The sequence below is a fragment of the Metabacillus kandeliae genome, assembly GCF_021166585.1.
Lineage (GTDB): Bacteria > Bacillota > Bacilli > Bacillales > Bacillaceae > Metabacillus_B > Metabacillus_B kandeliae.
Window position 1 is genome coordinate 184649 of the sequence record NZ_JAJOZE010000002.1, and the last position, 19168, is coordinate 203816.

The following is a 19168-nucleotide window of genomic DNA, read 5'->3' on the forward strand; positions in this document are numbered from 1 at the left end:
TCGGTGTGGCTCTTTTTAGCGGTGTGGCAGGAAGTGTTTATTTGAACAACGGGAAAAAGAAATAGTTCCATTAAATACTTAACTTCATCAGCACAATAATGATTAGAAAAATGACAAGCTGGGGAAAAACTATTTTCAGTAACTCACGATGCTTAAATACTATAACCAAAATACATGAAATCACATTAATACATACCAGCCCTAAAGGAAAATAGCCTGCTATTCCACTGAGCTGAATAGCTTTGCTGTAACTCAGCAGTTCAATGACCCCCGTGGCAAAAAGCAAGGCCCCTCCCTGCACAGTCATTACCCTGACTGAACCGGTCAGTGTCTGATCCGCACCTAAATCCGCCAATTCTTTTAATAGCTTTTTCTCACCATAGAGTACATGTATGACACTCAATATGATTAGGATAATGCCTGTTATTAATTTCACTTGTCTTCCCCCGTGTCTCATCCTTGTAACCGTATATCATTGTATGCTGTGTTCTTAATTATAAAATCTAATTTCACTTCAAATGCCTGGATACCTGCTGTGAATTGGTGCACGAGGAAAGAACAAAACGCATTTTTAAGGTATAGTAGAAGAAGACATTACTAAGAAAAAGAAGGAATGCATCTTGCAGCAAAACAAAACATTGTCCCTGCTTGTGACGCTTTTATACGCGCTCATCGGCGGATGGATATTCCAGCTTATCCACATGCCGATTCCATGGCTGATCGGCTCGATGGTTTTTGTTCTGATCGGCTCAAAGGCAGTCACTAGAATAAGGCCCTATTGGCCAGTACAAATTAGAAATACCGGCATGATCATCGTCGGTTATACCATTGGGCTCTCGTTTACGATGGAAACACTGCAGCAAATCAGCCAGCAGCTGCCTGCTATGATTCTTTTAACTGTTTTATTGCTATTGCTTGCTGCATTTATTGCCTTTATTGTATCGAAGCTGTCCGGCATCCCTTACCCAACCCTGCTGATGGGAAGCATACCAGGCGGTCTCAGCCAGATGATCCCGCTTGCGGAGGAAACGAAGGGCGTTGACATTACCGTTGTCACGTTCCTTCAGGTTTCCCGGCTCATGATGATCGTCTTTTTTGTGCCGCTCCTGATATTCAGCCCTCTCTTAGGCAGTTCAGGCCATCACCCTGTGCACGACGCTGCCAAAGCAGCAGCCACCTTTCAAGGTCTGTCCCCTCACATTTTCGTCTTTGCGATTGCGTGTACGCTATGTGCGATTCTCGGAAACAAAGTCAAAATGCCGACTGCCTTTATGCTGGCGCCTATGATCATCACGATTATCATAAATCTCTCCGGCTACAGCGGTCCGCAGCTTCCTCAGCTGATGCTGAACATTTCACAGGTTATGCTCGGCACGTATATTGGGCTGATGCTGAAGCCTGAAGCACTGGAGCACAAAGTTCGCTTTACGATACTCGCCCTGCTCAGCGGATTTCTGCTGATTGGAGGCTCGATGGGAATGAGCTATCTGCTCGCAAACATCCATCACGTACCATTTATTACAGCCTTCCTCAGCCTTTCACCAGGGGGCATGGACCAAATGGCTTTAATTGCGAAGGAAGTGAACGCCGATCTGTCCATTGTCGTCTGCTACCAGCTGTTCCGAATCCTGTTTATTTTTATTGCAGTCCCTCCTCTTATCCGGCTTGCGTTTAAGACGGTGCTGAAAAAGCAGGTAGCAGAGGCTGCTGGGAAAAGGGGTTAAGGGATGAAAGGAAATTGGAATGAGTTTATGGAGCAGAATTTCCCAGGGCTGCTGCTAAGGCCGCCCCTTTTCTATGAGTGGGATGTTGGGATCCGGTATGAGCTTGGCGTTGAATGGAAAAGAAAATATGATTACCCGGACAACCCTTATTTGAGGGGCTGCAATAAACGAGCATTTGCCCTATTTGAAGCTCTGCATTCTTCTGGGGATGATCTCATAGTGGTGCTCGATGTAAGTGACTTTGATAAGGGCCGCTCCCTTCAGAGGAAGTTAAAGAACTTTTCACCATATGTTGAAAAGTCATTATTATACAAGATAAAACATCAGACAATGCCCTATATTGAAGATGATGAAGAGGAATCCTATCAAACGCATCGATTTACGTTGGGATGTAAAGCCAGGGAATTAAAATACAAGCCCTTATTAAAGGCAATTTGCAACAAAGATTTTGCGCTGCACCCCCGAATGGAGCACAGAGTTTATTTCCTAAACCTGAACAAAAAACCATCTTTCACGTTTACGATGACAGAGGCTGTGACGTATTGGCAGATTCTCCTGAAAAAATAAGAGATCTTTATGTAACATTCAATGACTGGATTTTGGATTATGACAGAGCAGAGATTGATCAGGTCTTTGCTAATTGAGCAGAGGAATCATTAATTAAGCTCGTTGGTTTTAGGAGAATAGAATGAATTACATCTGATTGCCAGACAGCCTTAATGGGGGCTGTTTTTTTTCAGCTTTCCTGCAATTCTTACAAATTCATATATTCTGCAATTGCCTTTTTATTTTAAAAGAAGCTATTATACTTAAACCGCAAAAGCATAAAATATCTTGAGGGGGGATTGGCATGGAAAATCAAGATTTCAACAACCATACAAGGGTTCATCCGCTTTATCATTATGTATTAACCATTCTCGTTCTGGCCGTTCTTGTATCAGCGATTGTTTATGCTGTCTTGGGAGGAGATCTTTTCGCCGCATTATTTATGTTTCTGGTTTCAATCAGCCTTATTCTTATTCTTATTTTAGTGCGGACTTATCCTCTAAAGGCACAGGACCGTGCCATCCGGGCAGAGGAGAACCTGCGGCATTATGTGCTGACTGGAAAGCTTCTCAATCCTGCTCTATCAATGAAACAAATTGTCGCTTTAAGATTTGCTTCTGATGAGGAACTTCAAGCGATCGCAGAAAAAGCAGCTGCTGAGAACCTGTCGGCTAAGGATATTAAACAAAATATACAGTCATGGAAGGCAGATCTGGATAGGATTTAATCTTATTATCTTAATAAACCCTGCTTTAAAAAAGCGAAGAGCATCCATATACGGGATGCTCTTCTTGTGTTATCTCCTGTTATACCGCTTCATAAATGCCTTCCTGCTCAGCGTCTTCCAGTCGTTTTCATTTTTCAGGTCGGAAATTTTATCCTCCATAATGACTCGCATCTCATCCACTTTCTCATTCAAGAGCGCCATATGCTCCAATACTTCATTCATTTTTTCAGGCGGCACGATGTAATTTCCGTTCTCATCCATTTGGACTTCGTCGTAAAAATCCATAGTATGATCTCTCCTTTACTGCTTCTTAGTATGAAGCATTGGGGGAAAGATATACGAAACGGGCTGTCTCCCTATAGGAAGAGTGTGCCTGTACAACTTTAATTGCGCTATTTCTCCTTGCTTTGATTAGGACCAAAAGTTACGCAATAATATAAACCAGAAGCCTGATCAATATGAGGCTTCACCCCATCTTCCAATGACGTCTCAATACGTGTTTTTTCTCCTTGCTCTGCAACACCCTCATAAAATTCAAACTGTATCCCTTCAGCAGAAGTAAAGCCGCCTTTCACAGATGTGCAGTGATGGTCGGCAGTTCTCGTCACTGTTTCTGGTGCCACACTGTTCCAGTTCACTTTGTTATTCTTATCATTAAACAGAAACGAAGCAAATCCAAAGCCTTCGTCTCCTTTTGCCGTTTTAAAATAATATAAGGCAATTTTTTCGCTTCCGACTATCTTTGATTCCCATACGATCCGTTTCATATCTGGTCTTTCCTTTTGTGCCGCTTCAAAAGCCTGCTGTTCGGAATTGTATTCCTTTCCTTGCCTTTTTGACGCCTCCGTATTTGCACAGGCTGTTCCCATTAAAAGGCTGATTACGATGAGTGCGATTTTAAATATCCTCAAACCAATCCCCCATTTGCCGAATGGTCATTATTAATACAAGCATACCTTACAGGTGCACAAAAAGGAATATATTGGAATACAAATAACGGCCTGTTCACCTTTGAACGAGCCATTTTATTTTATTAACTTGCGGGAAATAATCATTTGAGCATCATTTTCATTCATCTTTTTCTTCCAATCGCAATTACAGTAGCAGCGAGCGTCACAAGAAACATCCCAATCAGCCCAAGGCTGTAGCCTGATCTGAAATTCCCGTTTAACATCACCAGGATGAAAATCAGGCACAGCACTTCCATGCCAAGCACAATGTAAAAGGCATATTTCGGGTAGCCTTTAAATACACGGAGGAGACCCATAACGAGGATAAATAGCATAACAAACGTCATCAGCTGCAGAAAGAGAAATATCATATAGTGAGTCAGCTCTGCGCTTCTTGCACATAGGATAGGATTTTCTCTTTCAGTCCGCCCGCGCTTGTGAACAATAAATAAGTCTCATTGGCAGTTTTCACAGAAACCCGGTCCGTATTGCCATATGGATACCCGATTCTCCGTGCCTGGGCATCCTCTCCTCCATACGAATCATCGTTTTTGACTTCTTTGATTTCAGTCAGAGGAATTTTAACTTTGCTCAATTGCCACTGAATCAGCAGGTTTTCACCTTCCTTTGAAACGTGCAGATCATATATTTGCATGGCCGTCCTCCTGTTGTCAATATTTACCTAGAAGTATACTATTAATCTATCAAAAGGAAAACAGTGCGAAATTGGACGATTTTTTGTGCTTTTTGAAGATTTTGAAGCAAATTTGGCCTGTTTTGCAAAGATTTCTCCATTTTCGCTTTATTAAGGTAAAGGATTCCGTCAAATACATGCGGGTTTTCGAAGTTTATATGCGGGTTAGAAGATTTTATTTGCAGGTTTTGGGATTTTAATTGCTACTTTTAAGATTTTATTTGCAGGTTGTTTCATTAAGTTGCAGGCTCGATCCGTTATATGCAAGTTCAGTTTTTTATTTGCGGGTTCATGCTTTTAAATGCAGGTTCTGCTTTTTACTAGCCAAGCCATCTAGAAAAAGTTTCTAAACATGATGTGAAGAATTGACCCCCGCACAAGGATTGGGAATAACTGCAAAAATGATTTGAGATAAAATATATTCTCTACCTTCAATAAAATAGTTTAAGCAGCTGATAAATAAATTTGTAAAAGGCAGCTGATATAAGTTGGATATGGAACAAGATATTTTATGCACGAAAAAGCGAGTTATTTGGGGATGCTTAATAGGGGCAGTTGTTCTAATTTTTGTACCCATTCTTTTATTTGCCGGTTATTTTTATTACCAGACAGAGATTAAGGAACGCACACTTATAGTTAGTCATTCCCCTAACGGTGCCAACACTATTGAAATTGCAGAAAAGGGTGAACCAGCCTTTTTCGGCCCCTCCTCTGTCAGAATTAAATATCAAAATGATCATATAGACCAAAGTATTAGTAACGATGGGAAAACACTCGATGATTCCAATACCTCTATAAAATGGGAAAGTAATGATACTGCCCTTATTACTTTAGAAGGGGAAGAACAATTTCCAGAAACCTTCGTATTTAATAAAAAAAATCGTAAATTTTTCAAGAATGTACAAATTCAAGTCGATTCTAATACTTTATTGACAAGTGAATCGCCCGACCATAAAAAAATAATTGAATTAAGAGAAATAACCAGGTCTCAAGGACAAAAACCTAACAGGCTTTTAAGGATTTATTATGGAGAAAAAGGAAGTAAATTAACTAAATATAAAGAATATAACCAGCTTGATAGAAGCTACGAGGCAGACCAGCTTCGAGTTGAATGGACGAACAACACCCAAGCATCTATCCGAATATTTACAGATAGTGATGTAGATTCTGTTCAAATTGCCTTTAATAAGCAACTTTAAAAAGGCAGCTGAATCGCTGCCTTTTTTGTTGTCCAATTTACTCTTATTTCAATTATTTAAATACATTTTCCTGCTTTTGACGGAACCCTTTAAAAATAGGGGCCCTTTTATCGGTGCTGCTCTTCTTTCTCTTCCTCTTCCAGCTCTTTCATCTCCTGATGGGTCTGCGGGATGCCGTTTGCCACCCACTCAGCACGCTGTGCGGAATCTAGCTTTGACAACCCTTGCTCTTCCGGGTCAACAGTGGCATCCTGGCTTTCTTCTTGATCAAGTTTCACACTGTTGCGCATGTCTGTATCTTCAAGAAATTGCGGCTGCTGTTTTTTCTTCGTTGCCATAACAGCCCAAGCCGTCCCTGCGGCTGCTGCTGCAGATCCTAGAATTGTAAACAAAAGTGATTTTTTCATAAAGCCGATTCCTCCCCATATAAAAAATTTCCTCTTATATGGTTTACCCCATTTTTGTATTTTTAAAAAATGCGTTTTGTTCAGCAGTTATTTTTCAACTGAATTTCGCCTGCATTTCTTTTAAAAATACTTCAGCTGCAGCGGAAAAGATCTGGTGCTTTTTCCAGACAATATTAAGGCCAGACTCAAGTTTAGGCTCCATAGGCCTGAAGCATAGGCTGCTGTCTTCAGAGGTGTTCACCAGCTTATCAAGGGTAACCGCATAGCCGATTCCTTCATCCACCATAATCGCGGCATTGTAGACAAGGTTATATGTTGTCACTACGTTTAATTTTTCAAAGTCATCCCCAAACCATTCTACAAATTCGTTTTTGGACAATGTCTGCTGCATCGCCTGCCGGGAAAAGATGAGCGGTAGATTGATTAAATCAGCAGCTGCAATGGTTTCTTTAGAAGCAAGGGGGCTGTCTTTTCTCATCACAACGCCCCATACATCTGTGTCCGGGATCTCTATAGAATGGTATTTTGATAAATTGGCCGGCTGGATTAACAGGCAAAAATCAAGCAGTCCTTTATCCAGCCGTTCTGTTACATCATCCTCGTTGCCGCTGTAGAGATGGTACCGGATGTTCGGATAGCTTGCCTGCACTTCTTTTGCCGCGCGAGCAAGCTGCCTCATCGCTTCTGTTTCCCCGCTGCCTATGTAAACATCACCGCTTATCGTGTCTTCCATGTCTCTGAATTCCGCCTCCAGCTTGTCAGCCATCTCGAGGATTTCCTCTGCTCTCTTTCGCAGAAGAATGCCTTCTTCTGTGAGGAAGATGCTGTGGCTGCCGCGGGTGAACAGCTTTTTCCCCAGCTCCTGTTCAAGATCCTTCAGCTGTCTCGACAGCGTGGGCTGAGTCACATGCAAAAAATCAGCTGCCTTCGTTATGCTTCCTTCTCTTGCAGCTGTTAGAAAATACCGCAGAACTCTCAATTCCATCAAAAGAACCTCCTTCATTCATAAATGCCTTTATTCTATATCATGACATATGATATAGGTATTTGCTATACCTGAAGAGCAGAGCTAAACTAACAACTAGAAGGAGCTGATCTTCATTATGGCAAAAAAGAATAAATTAATGATTTTCATCTTAACTGTCGGCGTTTTCGGCATTTTAAATACAGAGATGGGGGTTATTGGGCTATTGCCCGCCATCGCTGAACATTTCCATGTGAGCATATCAGCAGCAGGCTGGACGGTGAGTCTTTTCGCGCTCGCCATTGCTGTCTCTGGGCCAACGATGCCATTATTGTTATCCGGATTGAACCGAAAAAAGGTGATGATTCTCGTATTAAGTGTATTTGTTGCAGGAAACATTGCTTCCGTCTTTGCAGCTAACTTTACTTTCCTGTTAATCATTCGCATCGTGCTGGCTCTTTTTCATCCGGTATACTGTTCCATCGCATTTACAGCAGCTGCTTCCTCAGTCAGGCCGGAAGAAGCTCCGAAGGCTGTTTCGAAAGTTTTCATCGGAATATCCGCCGGGATGGTAGCCGGAGTTCCTATTGCAAGTTTTATCAACAATGCAGTTTCGTATGAAATGGCGATGGCCTTCTTTGCTTTTGTCAATATCATTGTGCTGGCTGCTACATTGATTTTTCTGCCATCGATGCCTGTGAAAGAAAAACAATCGTACGGTGAGCAGCTGGCTGTCTTAAAAAAGCCGGTGCTGTGGATTTCGATCACGGCTGTTATTTTACTGAACGCTTCTGTATTCGGGGTGTACAGCTATATTGCCGAGTATCTCGAATCTGTTACAAACATGTCTTCAAACATTATCAGTGTCACGTTATTTGTTTTCGGCGGAGCCAACATGCTTGGAAACATCGCTGCAGGAAGGATGCTCACGAAAAATCCAATGAGGTCTGTTACACTGTTTCCTTTGTTACTGGGTGCCGTTTATATCCTTGTTTTCTTTGCAGGGGCATCTCTCATTCCTATGCTGTTGCTCACATTTCTATGGGGGCTTTTGGCTGGAGGAATCATGGCAAATATTAATCAATATTTAATCTCATCTTCAGCTCCGGAAGCACCGGATTTCGCCAATGGCTTATTTATATCAGCCTGTAACGTGGGAACGACGGCGGGGTCAGCGGCAGGAGGATTCTTTATCGCTCAGATGGGAATTTCTTCGGTCATACTCGCAGGATTAGTGTCTGTCATCCTAAGCCTTGCTGTTCTCTTATTAAGGAATAAAAAATATTTTCCCGCAGAGCAAGGGAAAAAGCAGCTGGAAGCAGTTACAAATTCAAACTCTCACATGTTAAAATAAGGAAAAAAATTCCGGGGGTACTGTATGGCTGAAGACTGGTTTTTCAACTTTATGGAAGGGGCGTTTCCGTTCTTTTTTTTCGGGATTTTTGCTCTTATTGTGATCGTGATTTTAAGCGCCGTCATTGGAGGAATTGTCCTTTGGAATAAAAACAACAAATCGCCGAAATTGGTTGTTCCGGCTAGAGTGGTATCCAAACGGACAAAGATGACCGGCGGGAGCGGGGATTCAAGCAGCTCCACCTGGTACTATGTCACCTTTCAAGTGGAAAGCGGCGACCGGATGGAGCTTCCTGTAAATGGCAATGATTATGGCCTTATGGCAGAAGGTGATCAGGGAAAACTGGCGTTTCAGGGAACAAGGTTTCAGGGCTTTGACCGAAGTGCCTGAGCCTTATTTTTTCATCAAATCCTTAAACGGGCTGTTCTTCATTTTATTCAGAATCATCAGCACTAAAGCAATCGCAGCCCCGAAACCAATCACCACAAAACCTTGCGTGCTTTTCATGGAAAGACCGTAAAAGAAAACGGCAAAAAAGGCCGCAATGATTAAAATATGATAAATGAAAAATTTCTTCATATAAATTCCGCCTCTCTAACTAGCTCCTATCAGTATATCAATAATATGAACTCTTCAAAAGACCGTTCCAAGCGGTCTTTTCTTTTTGTCTAAAATTCAATTTTCTTAGCCAAAAAATAAGAAATATGGCGCAAAAAACCAATTTTGTATTGCTATTAGAAATCGATTGTCCTAATATAAGATTGCCAGAAAATAGAAACTGAGGAAGGAGGTATCAGATCATGAAAAAAGCAACGTCCATTGCTTTGTCCTTTGTTCTTGTGACTGGCTTCTGTTTTAACGTTCAACCTGTTGAAGCTAAAACAAAAATTAAAGCTTATGCCAGCTGCAAGCTTATGAATGCAGTGTATAAAGGCGGAATTGCCATCTCTTCCAAGGCAAAGAACAAGGGAGGAAAACTTCATTATAAACAGTACGTTTCCAAAGAACTTTACCTTAAAAATACGGCAAGAGATCGAGACCATGACGGCCTTGCTTGTGAACGCTAATTTCAAGGGTCAAAGCAACCACTCTCAGCCTGTCGCTTCTGCCCCTGACTCTCCCGTCTCATCCTTCAGCGATTCTAATTCCAGCTCCAGTTCCAGCAATGATTCCAACCAGTCTGAGCCGGATTCAGGATGCTAACGTCTATTACAAAAACTTTACTGACGCAAGAGCCGCACCTCTCCGCACAGGCGATCCAGGATATGCGCCTCATTTGAATCGCGATGGTGATGGCTTGGCGTGCGAATAGCAGCATATAAAAAGCTCGAAGATCCTATCTCCGAGCTCTTTTCTATATCACTGTATGATTCTCTTTCAAATAGCTCACAGACTGCCTGATCATATCCTTCAAAACATCCGTATCAATATCCGCCACTTTATTAATGTACACACAAGCTTTCCCTGTCGTATGCTTCCCAAAGTTCTTCAGCATTGCTTCGCGATTTGGATCCCCTGTGGCAAAGTACAGACTGATTTTCGCTTTTCGCGGAGAAAAGCCAACCAGTGGTGCATCTCCTTCATGTCCCGATTCATACTTATAATGATAAGCGCCAAACCCAATGATGCTCGATCCCCACATCTTTGGCTTATATCCTGTCGCTTCGGTAAAAAGATCCAACAGCAAATAAGCATCTTCCCGCTTTTTGAGGCTATCGACTTTTTCAATAAACTCGATTACACTGCTGTCCGTTTCTTTTGTTTTCAGTTGATATGCCATTTTCCCATCCCCCTCTATTTTTCTATCATTTTAAAAGAATTCGTTTAAATCAGGCTCAAACCTTCATTAACATTTATGGTAAAATTAGGTTTATGAGCGTTTTTAAAAGGAGAAGAATAATTGTTGAACACATCCATTAATTATCCTGATAACCCGATTTCGATCATTGCAACGCTACTGGCCTACTGTGTCATCGCCTATGCTGCTAACCGAATTTTTCAGTCACAATTTCAGAAGCCGCCAATATGGAAGGCAATGGCCGCGGGATTAGCCGGCCTTTTTGCCATAAATATTAATTTCCCCATTATGGGCACTCTTATTGGGCTGCCAATTTTGCCTCTTGGCGCCGGGATTGCCTACTTGTGGCTAAAAAATAGAGAAGGCGGCTGGAGTACCTATCGCCGTTTCATTTGGCTCGGATTCCTATCCAATTTTCTTTTTCTTGCCTTTTCGCTGCTGGCCTTGGGTCTGTTTCATGTTGTCTATCCAGAGAATAAGCCGTCTACTTATCTCTCAAATGTGGAGAGAGCTGCTGTTGTTTCAAGCGTTCCTGTGCCGGTAAAATACAGTCTGGATAAAGAAAGCTTATTAAAACAGGTTCATTCTTTTAAAGAAGAAAAAATCCAAAGTGATTTGTGGTATGAGCAGGCTTCTAAAAGATCAGAAGCTCATCAGCGTTCAGAACGGTTTCCCTTCCTGCTGACAGGAATGCAAAGCAAATGGGGCAGTAATTTTCAGCCGCTCGTGTTTGTTGAAAAGGATGGAAAGGGCCTTTTGCTAACAAATGGAGGAAAGCAGTACTATTTCCGTACTGCGGCTTCGATCCTGAAGGAGGACGTTAATAAATGAAAAAGCCCATGCTTTGGGTTGCTGCAGCAGCCATCTGTGTACTCATCTTGGTTTACTGGTTCTTCTTTTCACAGCCTGATTCCTTCTTAGAAAAGGATCAAACAGTAGAAAGCATCAACAAGTCCTCTCCAAGGGCATATGCCCGTGAGATACAGGACGTTGTTGCGATTGATAACAAGCATATGCTTGTCCCGTATATTTCTAAGCAGAAAAATTATGGGCTTAGTTACTGGGAATGGGAGTTCCATCAGTGGAAACTGAAAGGCGTCGAAAATAGTTTGCGGCCAAACATTTGGATGACCGATGTGAATGACCCTTCATCCTATCGGATTGTATGGAATATTGCCCCAGAGCAGAAACTGCATTCCTTAGATTTTTACTTGCTGATGAAGAGAGGCTACAGCAGTTCTGCTGACAGGGCAACCTACCAGCCAAAAATCCAAATGAATAAAACCGTTGCTCTAACGCAAAAATCTTATGGAGCCGTTCCTCTGCCAAAAGAATGGATAGACTTTCTTACTTCCATGCAAAAGCAGAACCCTGACCAGCTTAATAGCATCCTGTATCAGGATATTCAGCTTGGCTATATCCCTGACAGGGAATTAAACGAGGAAAACATCCACCCTGAACAATTCTTCGGTTCTTTTACTAATTTACAGATGTTTCCTTTAATGGAATTGCGAAAAGAAGACCTATAGCCTTATTCCTTCAACCTGCTTTTCCGATAAATTATGTATTTTTTTCAATTATAGTGCCTAGGGATCATTAAGAAAATAGAAACAGCTGACACAACACTTTGTCTCAGCTGCTTTTTTATTTTCCTGGTTTATTCTGCCTTATCTCCCGGGTATAGTAGCAAAAAGTGACAAAAGTCCCCTGATATTTCCTTAAATAATGATGATTTTCCCATTCAATCACCCTAATTCCATCCTATATCATAGAATAATGATTGCTAGTTTCTTCCTATTTCATCAATAAAGGAGGTTTTGTTGGAGAATGTCGTACATATCTATGCTGAATGAAAATCTGCGGGAGGCTGAAGAGAAGCTTTCAAAGCTTGAAGCTGCCAAACCAAAGCTTGAGGACATTCAGTCTGAATTCAAAGCGAAAGCCCATCTCTGCACAGATCCTGCTCTTTCCGGCAAAACATACAAGGGCGAACATGCGGATGATTTTGAGGAGATCCGCACTGATTTGAAAGAACGCTATCTTCATATAAGCGACACTCAGCTGGAAGGCACCCTGCAGCAAATAGAAAAAGAAATCACGAATGCAAAAAACCAAATAGCGATGCTTAAGCAGCAGATAACAGCTGAAGAAGCGAATATCAAAGCTCAGGAAGCAAGAAAAGCAAAAGCCCAATAAGAAAGGACGTTCAGCTGTATGAGCGAAGAAATCAAAATAGACTATGGTCCGGTGAGCGATGCCCTCTCTGAGATAAAATCGTCTGCCCAAACGTTCCGCTCTTCCCTGCCAAAGGATTTTGCCAGCGGAAATCTCTTGGAAGCCGTTAAAAAGATAGAAGCTCTGCACAGCCAGCTTCAGGAATCAGCGGAAGCTTACAAAAATCTGCTTCTGCAAAACATTGAAGCCACCGAACAATCGGTTCAGGCCATGAAGGAAAAAGATGAGAAGCTTGCCGCTTCAATTAAATAGCTTGATGGAGGTCAGAATTTCATGAAAATATTGGATGCCGACTCTCTGAACCAGGGAATTCAGAATACTTTAAAAGAGATAAAAAGCCAAAAAGAGCAGCTCAGCAAGCTGTCAAAAAGCATTTCAAGCCTTGAAGGCCTGAGTACAAGCCTGACAGGCAAAGGCGGGCAAGCGATCCGTTCCTATTATGGGGATGTTCATCAGCCAATCTTATCCTATTATGATTACTTATTCGACGACCTCTCCCAGTTTCTTGATGATATGAAAGCAAGGCTGAGCGACCTCGAATCTGACAAATCCGCTCATATTCATCAAGGATTTCTGGAGAGCGAACTAAAAAACGGACTGGATAAAACGAAAAACTACACAGCAGACCTGACAGATGAAGCCAATGGAATAATTGACAGCTTAAGCGGAATTGCCTGGCTTTCGCCTCTTGACGACGGAGAAGTCCTTGATAAAGTGGAAGAAGGAAAGAAACACATCAAAGAAACCATAGAACAGCTCAGCGACTTTGACAGCCAAACCTCCTCCTCTCTATCATCATCAGAACAAAACATACATAAATTAAAAAGCTCGATCAATGAAATATCCGGAATGTACAAAAGCGGAAAATTATCCGTTGGCAGCTATTCCCCTTCTCAGCTTTCGGAAGCTAAGAAGTATGATGATTTGAAAGGGGATTTGTTTAAAAAGCGAATAACCAGCCTGGGTGAAACACTCACTTCTCCGTTTTCCACTTTAAATGAGAACCTTAGCTGGGCAGATAATGCTTTAATCCTTTCCCAATTGGGATCACTAGGCACAGCAAGCTACTTTTCAAAGCATTTAAAAATACGATATAAAGGCGGAGTAAAACCCAGCCTTCTGGACCGGCTGCGTGGTAGATATAAATTTACAGTGAGCACAGATCCATCATGGACTTCAAAAGGAAAATACAGCAACAAATGGGCTAAAATGATCCGTAATTTCTTAAAAGCCCCTGAACCGTCAAACCCCTTTCTTAAGCTGGCTTATAAGTACGGCAGCACGTATCAAAGCCCTGCACATCTGCTTAAGCATGTCATGGGGTATCCGAAAAACTTTAATGGGTGGCTTGATGGGAAGTCTTTTAAAACTGGACTAAAAGCTAGGATTGAAACTGGATCTAAAGATATTTTAAAAACAGCTATGGATGCAAAAGGATTTAGAAATGCAGCAAAGCTGGTGCCTGGAGCTGCAACAGCAATTTCCATCATTGGAAACACAGAAGAATTATTCAGTCCAGAGAATGCCAACAAAACTTATGCAGAAAGAGCCGGACGCACCTTCGCCGGAATTGCAACGGATATGGCTGCAATTAGTGCAGGGGCAGAAATCGGCGCTATCGCAGGTACAGCGATTGGCGGTCCGGTTGGAACGATAGTAGGAGGTGCAGTCGGTGGTTTAGCAGGCGGTATAGCCAGTTCCGTAGTAGGCGACAAAGTTAAGGATATTGGGGAAAAGGTTTTTGGAGAAGGGGAAAAGCTGGTTAAAAAAGGATACAAAGAATTAAGCAAAGGGGTAGAAAACACCTTTCATTCTATTAAAGGCTGGTTCAACTAATGCAGCATCTACTACAAAAGGAGAGACATGATGATACCTATTGCAATAATTGAAGTTATTGAACTATGCCTTATCTTAATTTTATGTGCTCAAAATGCCTATGCCTTTGTTATTTTACTATTAGGTCAAGTGCAAATTAAATATTATGAATGGGGTATATTTGAAAATCCAGAAAATTTTTTGCAAAAATCCGTGAATTTTTTTCTGAAATTTTTTGTTGGTGTTGGCCCATATATTTATAAAAAAACTGCCAACCATTCCTGGTTCGTCTCAAAACTTTTATATTTACTTTATTTCTTGCTGTTCGGGATTGTAAGCATCATATTTTTCAACATTTTTAGCCATTTAATCAGACTGCTGTCTTATTAAAAGGTTATATTTATGATTCTAGAAGAAGCACCAGAAATTATAAGATTATTCATCGTATTCCTTCTATCTGCTCAATGTACAATCGCAGGATGTTTGTTTATATTAGGCAACACTCTCTTGCAATATTATGAAGATGCTTTAGTATCTAATCCTAAAAATTGGTTTACCAAATCCTACAATGCTGTCTTTTACATTCTTATGGGTGCCGGATTCTATTTTTACAAAAAGGTACATCAGTATAACTGGATCATGAGAAGGCTTTTATTTGTCCCTTGGTTTTTGCTTATGATTATCAGCAGCGTAATCATTTATTTTGTTTTTAAAGGCCTGCTTGGTCTTATGACAGTACATTAAGTTGATGGGATAATGTAATGGTTCACGATATTATTGCTCTTCTCTTAACTTCTCAATGTGCTTATGCATTTGCTTTATTACTTGTAGGAAATACGCTACTGGAATACTACGAAATGAGCACTTTTGAAAAACCAAAACACCTAGTGCCTAAAGGATTAAACCTTTTCTTTACATTAGTTTTTGGAATCGGCCCTTTCTTTTACAAGAGGCTTCAGCACTATTCTTTTATTAAGAGAAAGATCTTGTTTTTATTTATTTTCATGGGAATGGCGGTTCTGAGTTTCCTAGTTTATCTAGTGCTCAGTTATTTTATCGATCTTATTCTCTCATATCTTTCAATTTGAAAGGAGCGTATCATATGGATTTCCAATTCACCTGCACAACAGAAGAACTGGCTGTGCTCGCCTCCCTTAGCGGCTATCCTGAATTTGCTAAAGGAATTGCGGCAGCGTCCTACAGTGAACGGACGGAAGCAGAATGGAATGTAGCTACAGATGTAACAATCCCGCACCTGATCATGAAAGGGATTTGGAACGAAGAAAGAGAAGCAAACGGATTGAATCCTTTAACAGATAATATGCAGGAATTTATTAAGGCTTACGCTGAATCCCGAAGAATGATCCGCTGCTCCAACCCTCTATACAGCAGCTCATTCGTGTTTCATAAAGTTCAGCAAAACACTTGGCTCGTTCATAGCATCTATAAAGATATCATTCACGACTTTTCTTTCGCTGAAGCTGAGGAGATTCCCCGCCTTATTAAAGAGTATTACAATTTCGAAATAACAGGCGACCACTCTTCTTCTTCTTTCTCGCTGACCGATGCGGAATTTGATGCCTTAAGCCAGGCAGAAAATGCAGAACAAGTCCTGAATGGCAGGGAATTTTCAGAGCAGCACAAAAGCGCTTATCACAAATTCACTGCGGATCTAAAAGAAAATAACTGGTCCTTGTTCAATATCTCAAATTTTGTTCTTGCCGAAAGCGAAGAAGATACATACCTCGAAAATATAATCTTTTTTCTTCCTTCTGATAATGGCGTATGGATTGCCGAATATACGGAGGATCCGGCCTATCCTGTAGCGGTTACCCTGGAGCAGGCAGAAGAATGGACACAGCGGGTGAATGGTGTAGGGTTTATTGCAGCAAATACTGCTGAGTAGGCGAACAGGCTGCAGGTGCCTCCTGCAGTTTTTTTCAATGGAGGAAACATATTAGGAGCTATATTAGAGGAGTTCAAACCATGAAAGAAATAGCAGAATTAACTAAGATGATCATCCTGTTTGTTCTCATTGTTCAATGTACATATGCTTTTTGCCTTTTCCTATTAGGGAACATTTTATTTAGGCAATTTGAGAATGGTATGATAAAACAGCCGAAAAATGGTTTGTTTAAAGCCTGGAATGCTGCTCTTTTTTTACTTTTTGGGATTGGCCCCTTTTTTTATAGTAAGCTATTGCATCATAACTGGATTGTGAGAAGACTATTCCTGCTGATGATTATTTTTCTAATGGTCGCTGCTGCAGAAATTTTCTACCTTGTAATGGGGTCATTTATCCGGGTGTTTTTGAGTTGATTTCACCGAGGTAATCCTATTCCTCAGTGTGCAGGAGTCACCTGCACACCCACTAATTAAAAAAACTTCCGGCATTTCGAACAGAAAGGTGCTCCTTCCCCTCGCCTTACCTGTTGCTTGCAGCTAGGGCAAGTTACAGAGGCACTTTGTCTGGATTCTCCTTCTTCTATGGAGATAACTGTATATTTTGCCCGAAGCCAAATAAAGAACCCTGCCAGAATCAATGTAATCAGCATGTACATAAGAGATCTCCTATTCTAATAAAATGTAAGTATATTCAATATTATACCATTATATGGTTTTGTAATATACTAAAAAAGAGCAGTTCACCTGCTCTTTATGCTACTTACTCCTCTCCGCAGCCGCTATCTCTAATTGCAGCGGAAGCCCAATAGCTTCAAACTGCTCCAGTACTGCTGGCAGATCGGATTTTTTCAGGTAATTTACTTGAACGTTCAAGGCCGGGAAACCTGATTTGCGGCTGAACTTGGCTGTTCTTCTTATTTTGGGCGGCATCTTTTCCAGGTGCTCGTCTTCGTTTTTCAATACAATTCCTATAAATTTTTGTCCATTCAGTTGATAGGGTACCACTCCGTCAATCTCTGAATGAGAAAGTTTTTGAGGGAAGTTTGGAGCCGGGTAGATAGTGATGGCATCATTTTCAAAAATCAGGTAAGGGTTTTTGCTCTTTATTCGGGCGACCGCTTTGGTCATGGCCCATATTGTCAGAGCTACAACTACCAATGAAAGAATAAAAAAAGTGAGTCCGATTGATTCAGGGTCAACTGCATAAAGAATAACCGGAATTAAAAATCCGATGGCAATCAGAATGGTTAATCCCAGCAGCATTCCAAGCTTTGTTTTATTTTCGTAAATTTCAAGTCTCTTCATCTCTTTCCTCCGTCTTATGTACTGGTTTTTCTCCTATTTCTTTACCCACACCCAAGGTAAATTAACCCATAATTAAAAAAACTTACCTTTTTAAGGCAAGCTTTAATACGGCATGTTATATACCAAAAACTTTTCAGAAGGATCTTTTTCATAGAGTCCTGAGAGCTCGATTATTTCTTTCAGCTGGAAAGCCGTCTGAGTGTCGAGAAAGAGCATGTACTCTTCAGAAGGATAGTAAAGCAGCAGCTCCACATCCCGTTCATGGTCCTCCAGCGATCGCATGATGTTGGTGACGATTTTATAAAAAATTTGGGGTGAGAACGGATTAAAAAAATAAAAGCGGTTGTCACCCGGCTGAATGCTGTAATCCTCGGCAAAGCAATGGTAAAACTGAATCCTATCGGCGTCATTTCCATTATAGGATTCTTTATTCATAAGTGCCTCCAAGTGCAGTTCTTCATCCATTTCAACGCCAGCCACATGTGATTGAAACAGATGATTCACATAGAACATCAGCCGCCCTTTGCCTGAGCCAAAGTCCACGATTTGGTCGCTGCGCTTCATTTTATATTGTGAAAACAGCTTTTCAAGTGCCTCATACGGTGTTGGTTCGTATGGATGATAATGAAAATTTCCTACATGATTTCTGTCTCTTAAGCTCATCCCAGTCGAGATGTTCAGGAGCCTGTCGTACTCTTCCTCTTCCATCAACTCACTCCTAATTTGTCAGCCTCCAGACTATTTTACTCTACAAAAGGCCTTGAGGACAGCGGACTCTGCGAAAAGGCTAGAAACTGGGCATAACTTCCTGAACTTCCTCAGCCTGCTTACCCCTGAAAAATTATCCTAAACCTTTTTCGCAAGACATTATTTTCACTCCATCCAACAAGAATTCACCTGAGGAAAGCTATTATTCACAAAAGTTGCTATAATTTAAGATAATCATAATCCACACAAACGAGAGGTTTAAAATGGATCCCAATATTAACGAAACAGAGAAGCTCCATGAAGAAATTCGCCAGCTTAAAGAACAGGTTGATCAGTATGAAAATTTAATCAAAGAGATTTCGGCACCCGTTATTCCCTCTATTGTCCCAGATACGATTCTGATACCGATTGTAGGGAGGCTGTATCCTGAGCGCTTTGATGCCATTATTTCAAAGATTCTTAGTGTTTCCAGCTCCCAGGAGACCAATACGGTTATCATTGACTTTTCTGCGATCACAAAAAATGAGATTGGAGAGCTGGAGGTTTTTGAAGAGTACATTAATCATATTAATTCTGCTCTGACTCTAATGGGGGCGCAAACTCTTTACGTCGGGTTCACCCCTGCTGTTACACAAGCTCTTGTTCATTCAGGACTTCAATCGATTAAAGAGCTTCATACCTTTTCGACTTTCCGGACGGCTCTTGCCTATTTAATGGATGAAAAGGGTATCGAATTTAAGAGCACAGATGCATAAAAGGCGGTTTATTCAGCCGCTTTTTTTGCTTTTCCTCACCTGTTTTTCTGCTGAAAATATAATAAAAATGAAGCCAAAGCCA

Annotated in this window: 27 protein-coding genes and 1 pseudogene; 17 read left to right on the forward strand and 11 right to left on the reverse strand. The window is 41.2% G+C overall.

Going from position 1 to position 19168, the window contains the following annotated elements; all coding sequences use genetic code 11:
• Positions 1–70 precede the first annotated feature (70 nt).
• Positions 71–436 (reverse strand): hypothetical protein, encoded by a 366-nt coding sequence (locus tag LRR81_RS07920; protein ID WP_231788806.1) that lies wholly within the window; start codon positions 434–436, stop codon positions 71–73.
• 184 nt (positions 437–620) lie between these two features.
• Here LRR81_RS07920 and LRR81_RS07925 point away from each other — a divergent pair, with 184 nt between their 5' ends.
• From LRR81_RS07925 to LRR81_RS07935, 3 genes and pseudogenes are all read left to right on the forward strand, one after another.
• A complete protein-coding gene (locus LRR81_RS07925) occupies positions 621–1724 on the forward strand; it encodes an AbrB family transcriptional regulator (protein ID WP_231788807.1) in 1104 nt (367 codons plus the stop codon).
• 27 nt (positions 1725–1751) lie between these two features.
• Positions 1752–2275: pseudogene (locus LRR81_RS07930) on the forward strand (DUF3885 domain-containing protein); the annotation flags it as partial.
• Between the two features lie 299 nt (positions 2276–2574).
• Positions 2575–2997, forward strand: coding sequence for a DUF6526 family protein (locus tag LRR81_RS07935; RefSeq protein ID WP_231788808.1), 423 nt, complete (start codon positions 2575–2577; stop codon positions 2995–2997).
• A 69-nt stretch (positions 2998–3066) separates the two neighbouring features.
• On the opposite strand, the gene LRR81_RS07940 is transcribed toward LRR81_RS07935, so the two are convergent.
• The 4 genes from LRR81_RS07940 to LRR81_RS07955 all read right to left on the reverse strand — a co-directional run bounded on the left by LRR81_RS07940 (position 3067) and on the right by LRR81_RS07955 (position 4602).
• Positions 3067–3282, reverse strand: coding sequence for a hypothetical protein (locus tag LRR81_RS07940; protein ID WP_231788809.1), 216 nt, complete (start codon positions 3280–3282; stop codon positions 3067–3069).
• A 107-nt stretch (positions 3283–3389) separates the two neighbouring features.
• Complete coding sequence (locus tag LRR81_RS07945) at positions 3390–3908, reverse strand: hypothetical protein (RefSeq protein ID WP_231788810.1); 519 nt, start codon at positions 3906–3908, stop codon at positions 3390–3392.
• Positions 3909–4069: 161 nt separating this feature from the next.
• A complete protein-coding gene (locus LRR81_RS07950; protein WP_231788811.1) occupies positions 4070–4318 on the reverse strand; it encodes a hypothetical protein in 249 nt (82 codons plus the stop codon).
• A gap of 8 nt (positions 4319–4326) precedes the next feature.
• Entirely contained in the window at positions 4327–4602 is a 276-nt protein-coding gene (locus LRR81_RS07955) for a SunI/YnzG family protein (protein ID WP_269448560.1), read from the reverse strand.
• A 527-nt stretch (positions 4603–5129) separates the two neighbouring features.
• On the opposite strand from LRR81_RS07955, the gene LRR81_RS07960 reads away from it, so the two are divergent.
• A complete protein-coding gene (locus LRR81_RS07960; RefSeq protein ID WP_231788812.1) occupies positions 5130–5840 on the forward strand; it encodes a hypothetical protein in 711 nt (236 codons plus the stop codon).
• 107 nt (positions 5841–5947) lie between these two features.
• On the opposite strand, the gene LRR81_RS07965 is transcribed toward LRR81_RS07960, so the two are convergent.
• Positions 5948–6247: a hypothetical protein gene (locus LRR81_RS07965; RefSeq protein WP_231788813.1), complete on the reverse strand. Its 300-nt coding sequence runs from the start codon at positions 6245–6247 to the stop codon at positions 5948–5950.
• A 94-nt stretch (positions 6248–6341) separates the two neighbouring features.
• Positions 6342–7232, reverse strand: a complete 891-nt coding sequence (locus tag LRR81_RS07970; protein ID WP_231788814.1) for a LysR family transcriptional regulator — start codon at positions 7230–7232, stop codon at positions 6342–6344.
• 118 nt (positions 7233–7350) lie between these two features.
• On the opposite strand from LRR81_RS07970, the gene LRR81_RS07975 reads away from it, so the two are divergent.
• Complete coding sequence (locus LRR81_RS07975) at positions 7351–8565, forward strand: MFS transporter (protein ID WP_231788815.1); 1215 nt, start codon at positions 7351–7353, stop codon at positions 8563–8565.
• Positions 8566–8589: 24 nt separating this feature from the next.
• The gene (locus LRR81_RS07980) at positions 8590–8955 is read left to right on the forward strand and encodes a DUF2500 domain-containing protein (protein WP_231788816.1); all 366 of its coding nucleotides are present in this window, start codon (positions 8590–8592) and stop codon (positions 8953–8955) included.
• 3 nt (positions 8956–8958) lie between these two features.
• On the opposite strand, the gene LRR81_RS07985 is transcribed toward LRR81_RS07980, so the two are convergent.
• A complete protein-coding gene (locus LRR81_RS07985) occupies positions 8959–9144 on the reverse strand; it encodes a hypothetical protein (RefSeq protein ID WP_231788817.1) in 186 nt (61 codons plus the stop codon).
• 221 nt (positions 9145–9365) lie between these two features.
• Here LRR81_RS07985 and LRR81_RS07990 point away from each other — a divergent pair, with 221 nt between their 5' ends.
• Positions 9366–9632 (forward strand): excalibur calcium-binding domain-containing protein, encoded by a 267-nt coding sequence (locus LRR81_RS07990; RefSeq protein ID WP_231788818.1) that lies wholly within the window; start codon positions 9366–9368, stop codon positions 9630–9632.
• A gap of 98 nt (positions 9633–9730) precedes the next feature.
• A complete protein-coding gene (locus tag LRR81_RS07995; RefSeq protein WP_231788819.1) occupies positions 9731–9877 on the forward strand; it encodes an excalibur calcium-binding domain-containing protein in 147 nt (48 codons plus the stop codon).
• A 42-nt stretch (positions 9878–9919) separates the two neighbouring features.
• On the opposite strand, the gene LRR81_RS08000 is transcribed toward LRR81_RS07995, so the two are convergent.
• Complete coding sequence (locus LRR81_RS08000) at positions 9920–10345, reverse strand: DUF1801 domain-containing protein (protein ID WP_231788820.1); 426 nt, start codon at positions 10343–10345, stop codon at positions 9920–9922.
• 120 nt (positions 10346–10465) lie between these two features.
• Between LRR81_RS08000 and LRR81_RS08005 the strand changes: the two genes are divergently transcribed.
• From LRR81_RS08005 to LRR81_RS08040, 8 genes are all read left to right on the forward strand, one after another.
• On the forward strand, positions 10466–11194 hold the full coding sequence (locus LRR81_RS08005; protein WP_231788821.1) for a hypothetical protein: 729 nt from the start codon (positions 10466–10468) through the stop codon (positions 11192–11194).
• Entirely contained in the window at positions 11191–11892 is a 702-nt protein-coding gene (locus tag LRR81_RS08010; RefSeq protein ID WP_231788822.1) for a hypothetical protein, read from the forward strand. Before LRR81_RS08005 ends, LRR81_RS08010 begins: the two co-directional genes overlap by 4 nt.
• Positions 11893–12190: 298 nt before the next feature.
• Entirely contained in the window at positions 12191–12559 is a 369-nt protein-coding gene (locus tag LRR81_RS08015) for a YwqH-like family protein (protein WP_231788823.1), read from the forward strand.
• 18 nt (positions 12560–12577) lie between these two features.
• Positions 12578–12850, forward strand: a complete 273-nt coding sequence (locus LRR81_RS08020) for a YwqI/YxiC family protein (protein WP_231788824.1) — start codon at positions 12578–12580, stop codon at positions 12848–12850.
• 21 nt (positions 12851–12871) lie between these two features.
• A complete protein-coding gene (locus tag LRR81_RS08025; protein ID WP_231788825.1) occupies positions 12872–14434 on the forward strand; it encodes an LXG domain-containing protein in 1563 nt (520 codons plus the stop codon).
• A 381-nt stretch (positions 14435–14815) separates the two neighbouring features.
• The gene (locus LRR81_RS08030) at positions 14816–15157 is read left to right on the forward strand and encodes a hypothetical protein (protein WP_231788826.1); all 342 of its coding nucleotides are present in this window, start codon (positions 14816–14818) and stop codon (positions 15155–15157) included.
• Positions 15158–15515: 358 nt separating this feature from the next.
• Positions 15516–16319: a hypothetical protein gene (locus tag LRR81_RS08035; RefSeq protein WP_231788827.1), complete on the forward strand. Its 804-nt coding sequence runs from the start codon at positions 15516–15518 to the stop codon at positions 16317–16319.
• 80 nt (positions 16320–16399) lie between these two features.
• Positions 16400–16732, forward strand: coding sequence for a hypothetical protein (locus tag LRR81_RS08040; RefSeq protein ID WP_231788828.1), 333 nt, complete (start codon positions 16400–16402; stop codon positions 16730–16732).
• 342 nt (positions 16733–17074) lie between these two features.
• On the opposite strand, the gene LRR81_RS08045 is transcribed toward LRR81_RS08040, so the two are convergent.
• Both LRR81_RS08045 and LRR81_RS08050 read right to left on the reverse strand, forming a co-directional pair.
• On the reverse strand, positions 17075–17623 hold the full coding sequence (locus LRR81_RS08045) for an STM3941 family protein (RefSeq protein ID WP_231788829.1): 549 nt from the start codon (positions 17621–17623) through the stop codon (positions 17075–17077).
• A 102-nt stretch (positions 17624–17725) separates the two neighbouring features.
• Positions 17726–18331 (reverse strand): SAM-dependent methyltransferase, encoded by a 606-nt coding sequence (locus tag LRR81_RS08050; protein WP_231788830.1) that lies wholly within the window; start codon positions 18329–18331, stop codon positions 17726–17728.
• A 263-nt stretch (positions 18332–18594) separates the two neighbouring features.
• Here LRR81_RS08050 and LRR81_RS08055 point away from each other — a divergent pair, with 263 nt between their 5' ends.
• Complete coding sequence (locus LRR81_RS08055; RefSeq protein ID WP_231788831.1) at positions 18595–19086, forward strand: STAS domain-containing protein; 492 nt, start codon at positions 18595–18597, stop codon at positions 19084–19086.
• Positions 19087–19168 lie beyond the last annotated feature (82 nt).

What these genes read in the sequence shown, in the direction of transcription:
- LRR81_RS08040 (WP_231788828.1), top strand. Translation starts at nt 16,400, where the DNA reads ATGAAAGAAATAGCAGAATTAACTAAGATGATCATCCTGTTTGTTCTC.
- LRR81_RS07965 (WP_231788813.1), bottom strand. Translation starts at nt 6,247, where the DNA reads ATGAAAAAATCACTTTTGTTTACAATTCTAGGATCTGCAGCAGCAGCC.
- LRR81_RS08025 (WP_231788825.1), top strand. Translation starts at nt 12,872, where the DNA reads ATGAAAATATTGGATGCCGACTCTCTGAACCAGGGAATTCAGAATACT.
- LRR81_RS08010 (WP_231788822.1), top strand. Translation starts at nt 11,191, where the DNA reads ATGAAAAAGCCCATGCTTTGGGTTGCTGCAGCAGCCATCTGTGTACTC.
- LRR81_RS07985 (WP_231788817.1), bottom strand. Translation starts at nt 9,144, where the DNA reads ATGAAGAAATTTTTCATTTATCATATTTTAATCATTGCGGCCTTTTTT.
- LRR81_RS07970 (WP_231788814.1), bottom strand. Translation starts at nt 7,232, where the DNA reads ATGGAATTGAGAGTTCTGCGGTATTTTCTAACAGCTGCAAGAGAAGGA.
- LRR81_RS08020 (WP_231788824.1), top strand. Translation starts at nt 12,578, where the DNA reads ATGAGCGAAGAAATCAAAATAGACTATGGTCCGGTGAGCGATGCCCTC.
- LRR81_RS08050 (WP_231788830.1), bottom strand. Translation starts at nt 18,331, where the DNA reads ATGGAAGAGGAAGAGTACGACAGGCTCCTGAACATCTCGACTGGGATG.
- LRR81_RS08055 (WP_231788831.1), top strand. Translation starts at nt 18,595, where the DNA reads ATGGATCCCAATATTAACGAAACAGAGAAGCTCCATGAAGAAATTCGC.
- LRR81_RS07990 (WP_231788818.1), top strand. Translation starts at nt 9,366, where the DNA reads ATGAAAAAAGCAACGTCCATTGCTTTGTCCTTTGTTCTTGTGACTGGC.
- LRR81_RS07950 (WP_231788811.1), bottom strand. Translation starts at nt 4,318, where the DNA reads ATGATATTTCTCTTTCTGCAGCTGATGACGTTTGTTATGCTATTTATC.
- LRR81_RS08045 (WP_231788829.1), bottom strand. Translation starts at nt 17,623, where the DNA reads ATGAAGAGACTTGAAATTTACGAAAATAAAACAAAGCTTGGAATGCTG.
- LRR81_RS07935 (WP_231788808.1), top strand. Translation starts at nt 2,575, where the DNA reads ATGGAAAATCAAGATTTCAACAACCATACAAGGGTTCATCCGCTTTAT.
- LRR81_RS08015 (WP_231788823.1), top strand. Translation starts at nt 12,191, where the DNA reads ATGTCGTACATATCTATGCTGAATGAAAATCTGCGGGAGGCTGAAGAG.
- LRR81_RS07995 (WP_231788819.1), top strand. Translation starts at nt 9,731, where the DNA reads ATGATTCCAACCAGTCTGAGCCGGATTCAGGATGCTAACGTCTATTAC.
- LRR81_RS08000 (WP_231788820.1), bottom strand. Translation starts at nt 10,345, where the DNA reads ATGGCATATCAACTGAAAACAAAAGAAACGGACAGCAGTGTAATCGAG.
- LRR81_RS08030 (WP_231788826.1), top strand. Translation starts at nt 14,816, where the DNA reads ATGATTCTAGAAGAAGCACCAGAAATTATAAGATTATTCATCGTATTC.
- LRR81_RS07940 (WP_231788809.1), bottom strand. Translation starts at nt 3,282, where the DNA reads ATGGATTTTTACGACGAAGTCCAAATGGATGAGAACGGAAATTACATC.
- LRR81_RS07975 (WP_231788815.1), top strand. Translation starts at nt 7,351, where the DNA reads ATGGCAAAAAAGAATAAATTAATGATTTTCATCTTAACTGTCGGCGTT.
- LRR81_RS07955 (WP_269448560.1), bottom strand. Translation starts at nt 4,602, where the DNA reads ATGCAAATATATGATCTGCACGTTTCAAAGGAAGGTGAAAACCTGCTG.
- LRR81_RS08035 (WP_231788827.1), top strand. Translation starts at nt 15,516, where the DNA reads ATGGATTTCCAATTCACCTGCACAACAGAAGAACTGGCTGTGCTCGCC.
- LRR81_RS07980 (WP_231788816.1), top strand. Translation starts at nt 8,590, where the DNA reads ATGGCTGAAGACTGGTTTTTCAACTTTATGGAAGGGGCGTTTCCGTTC.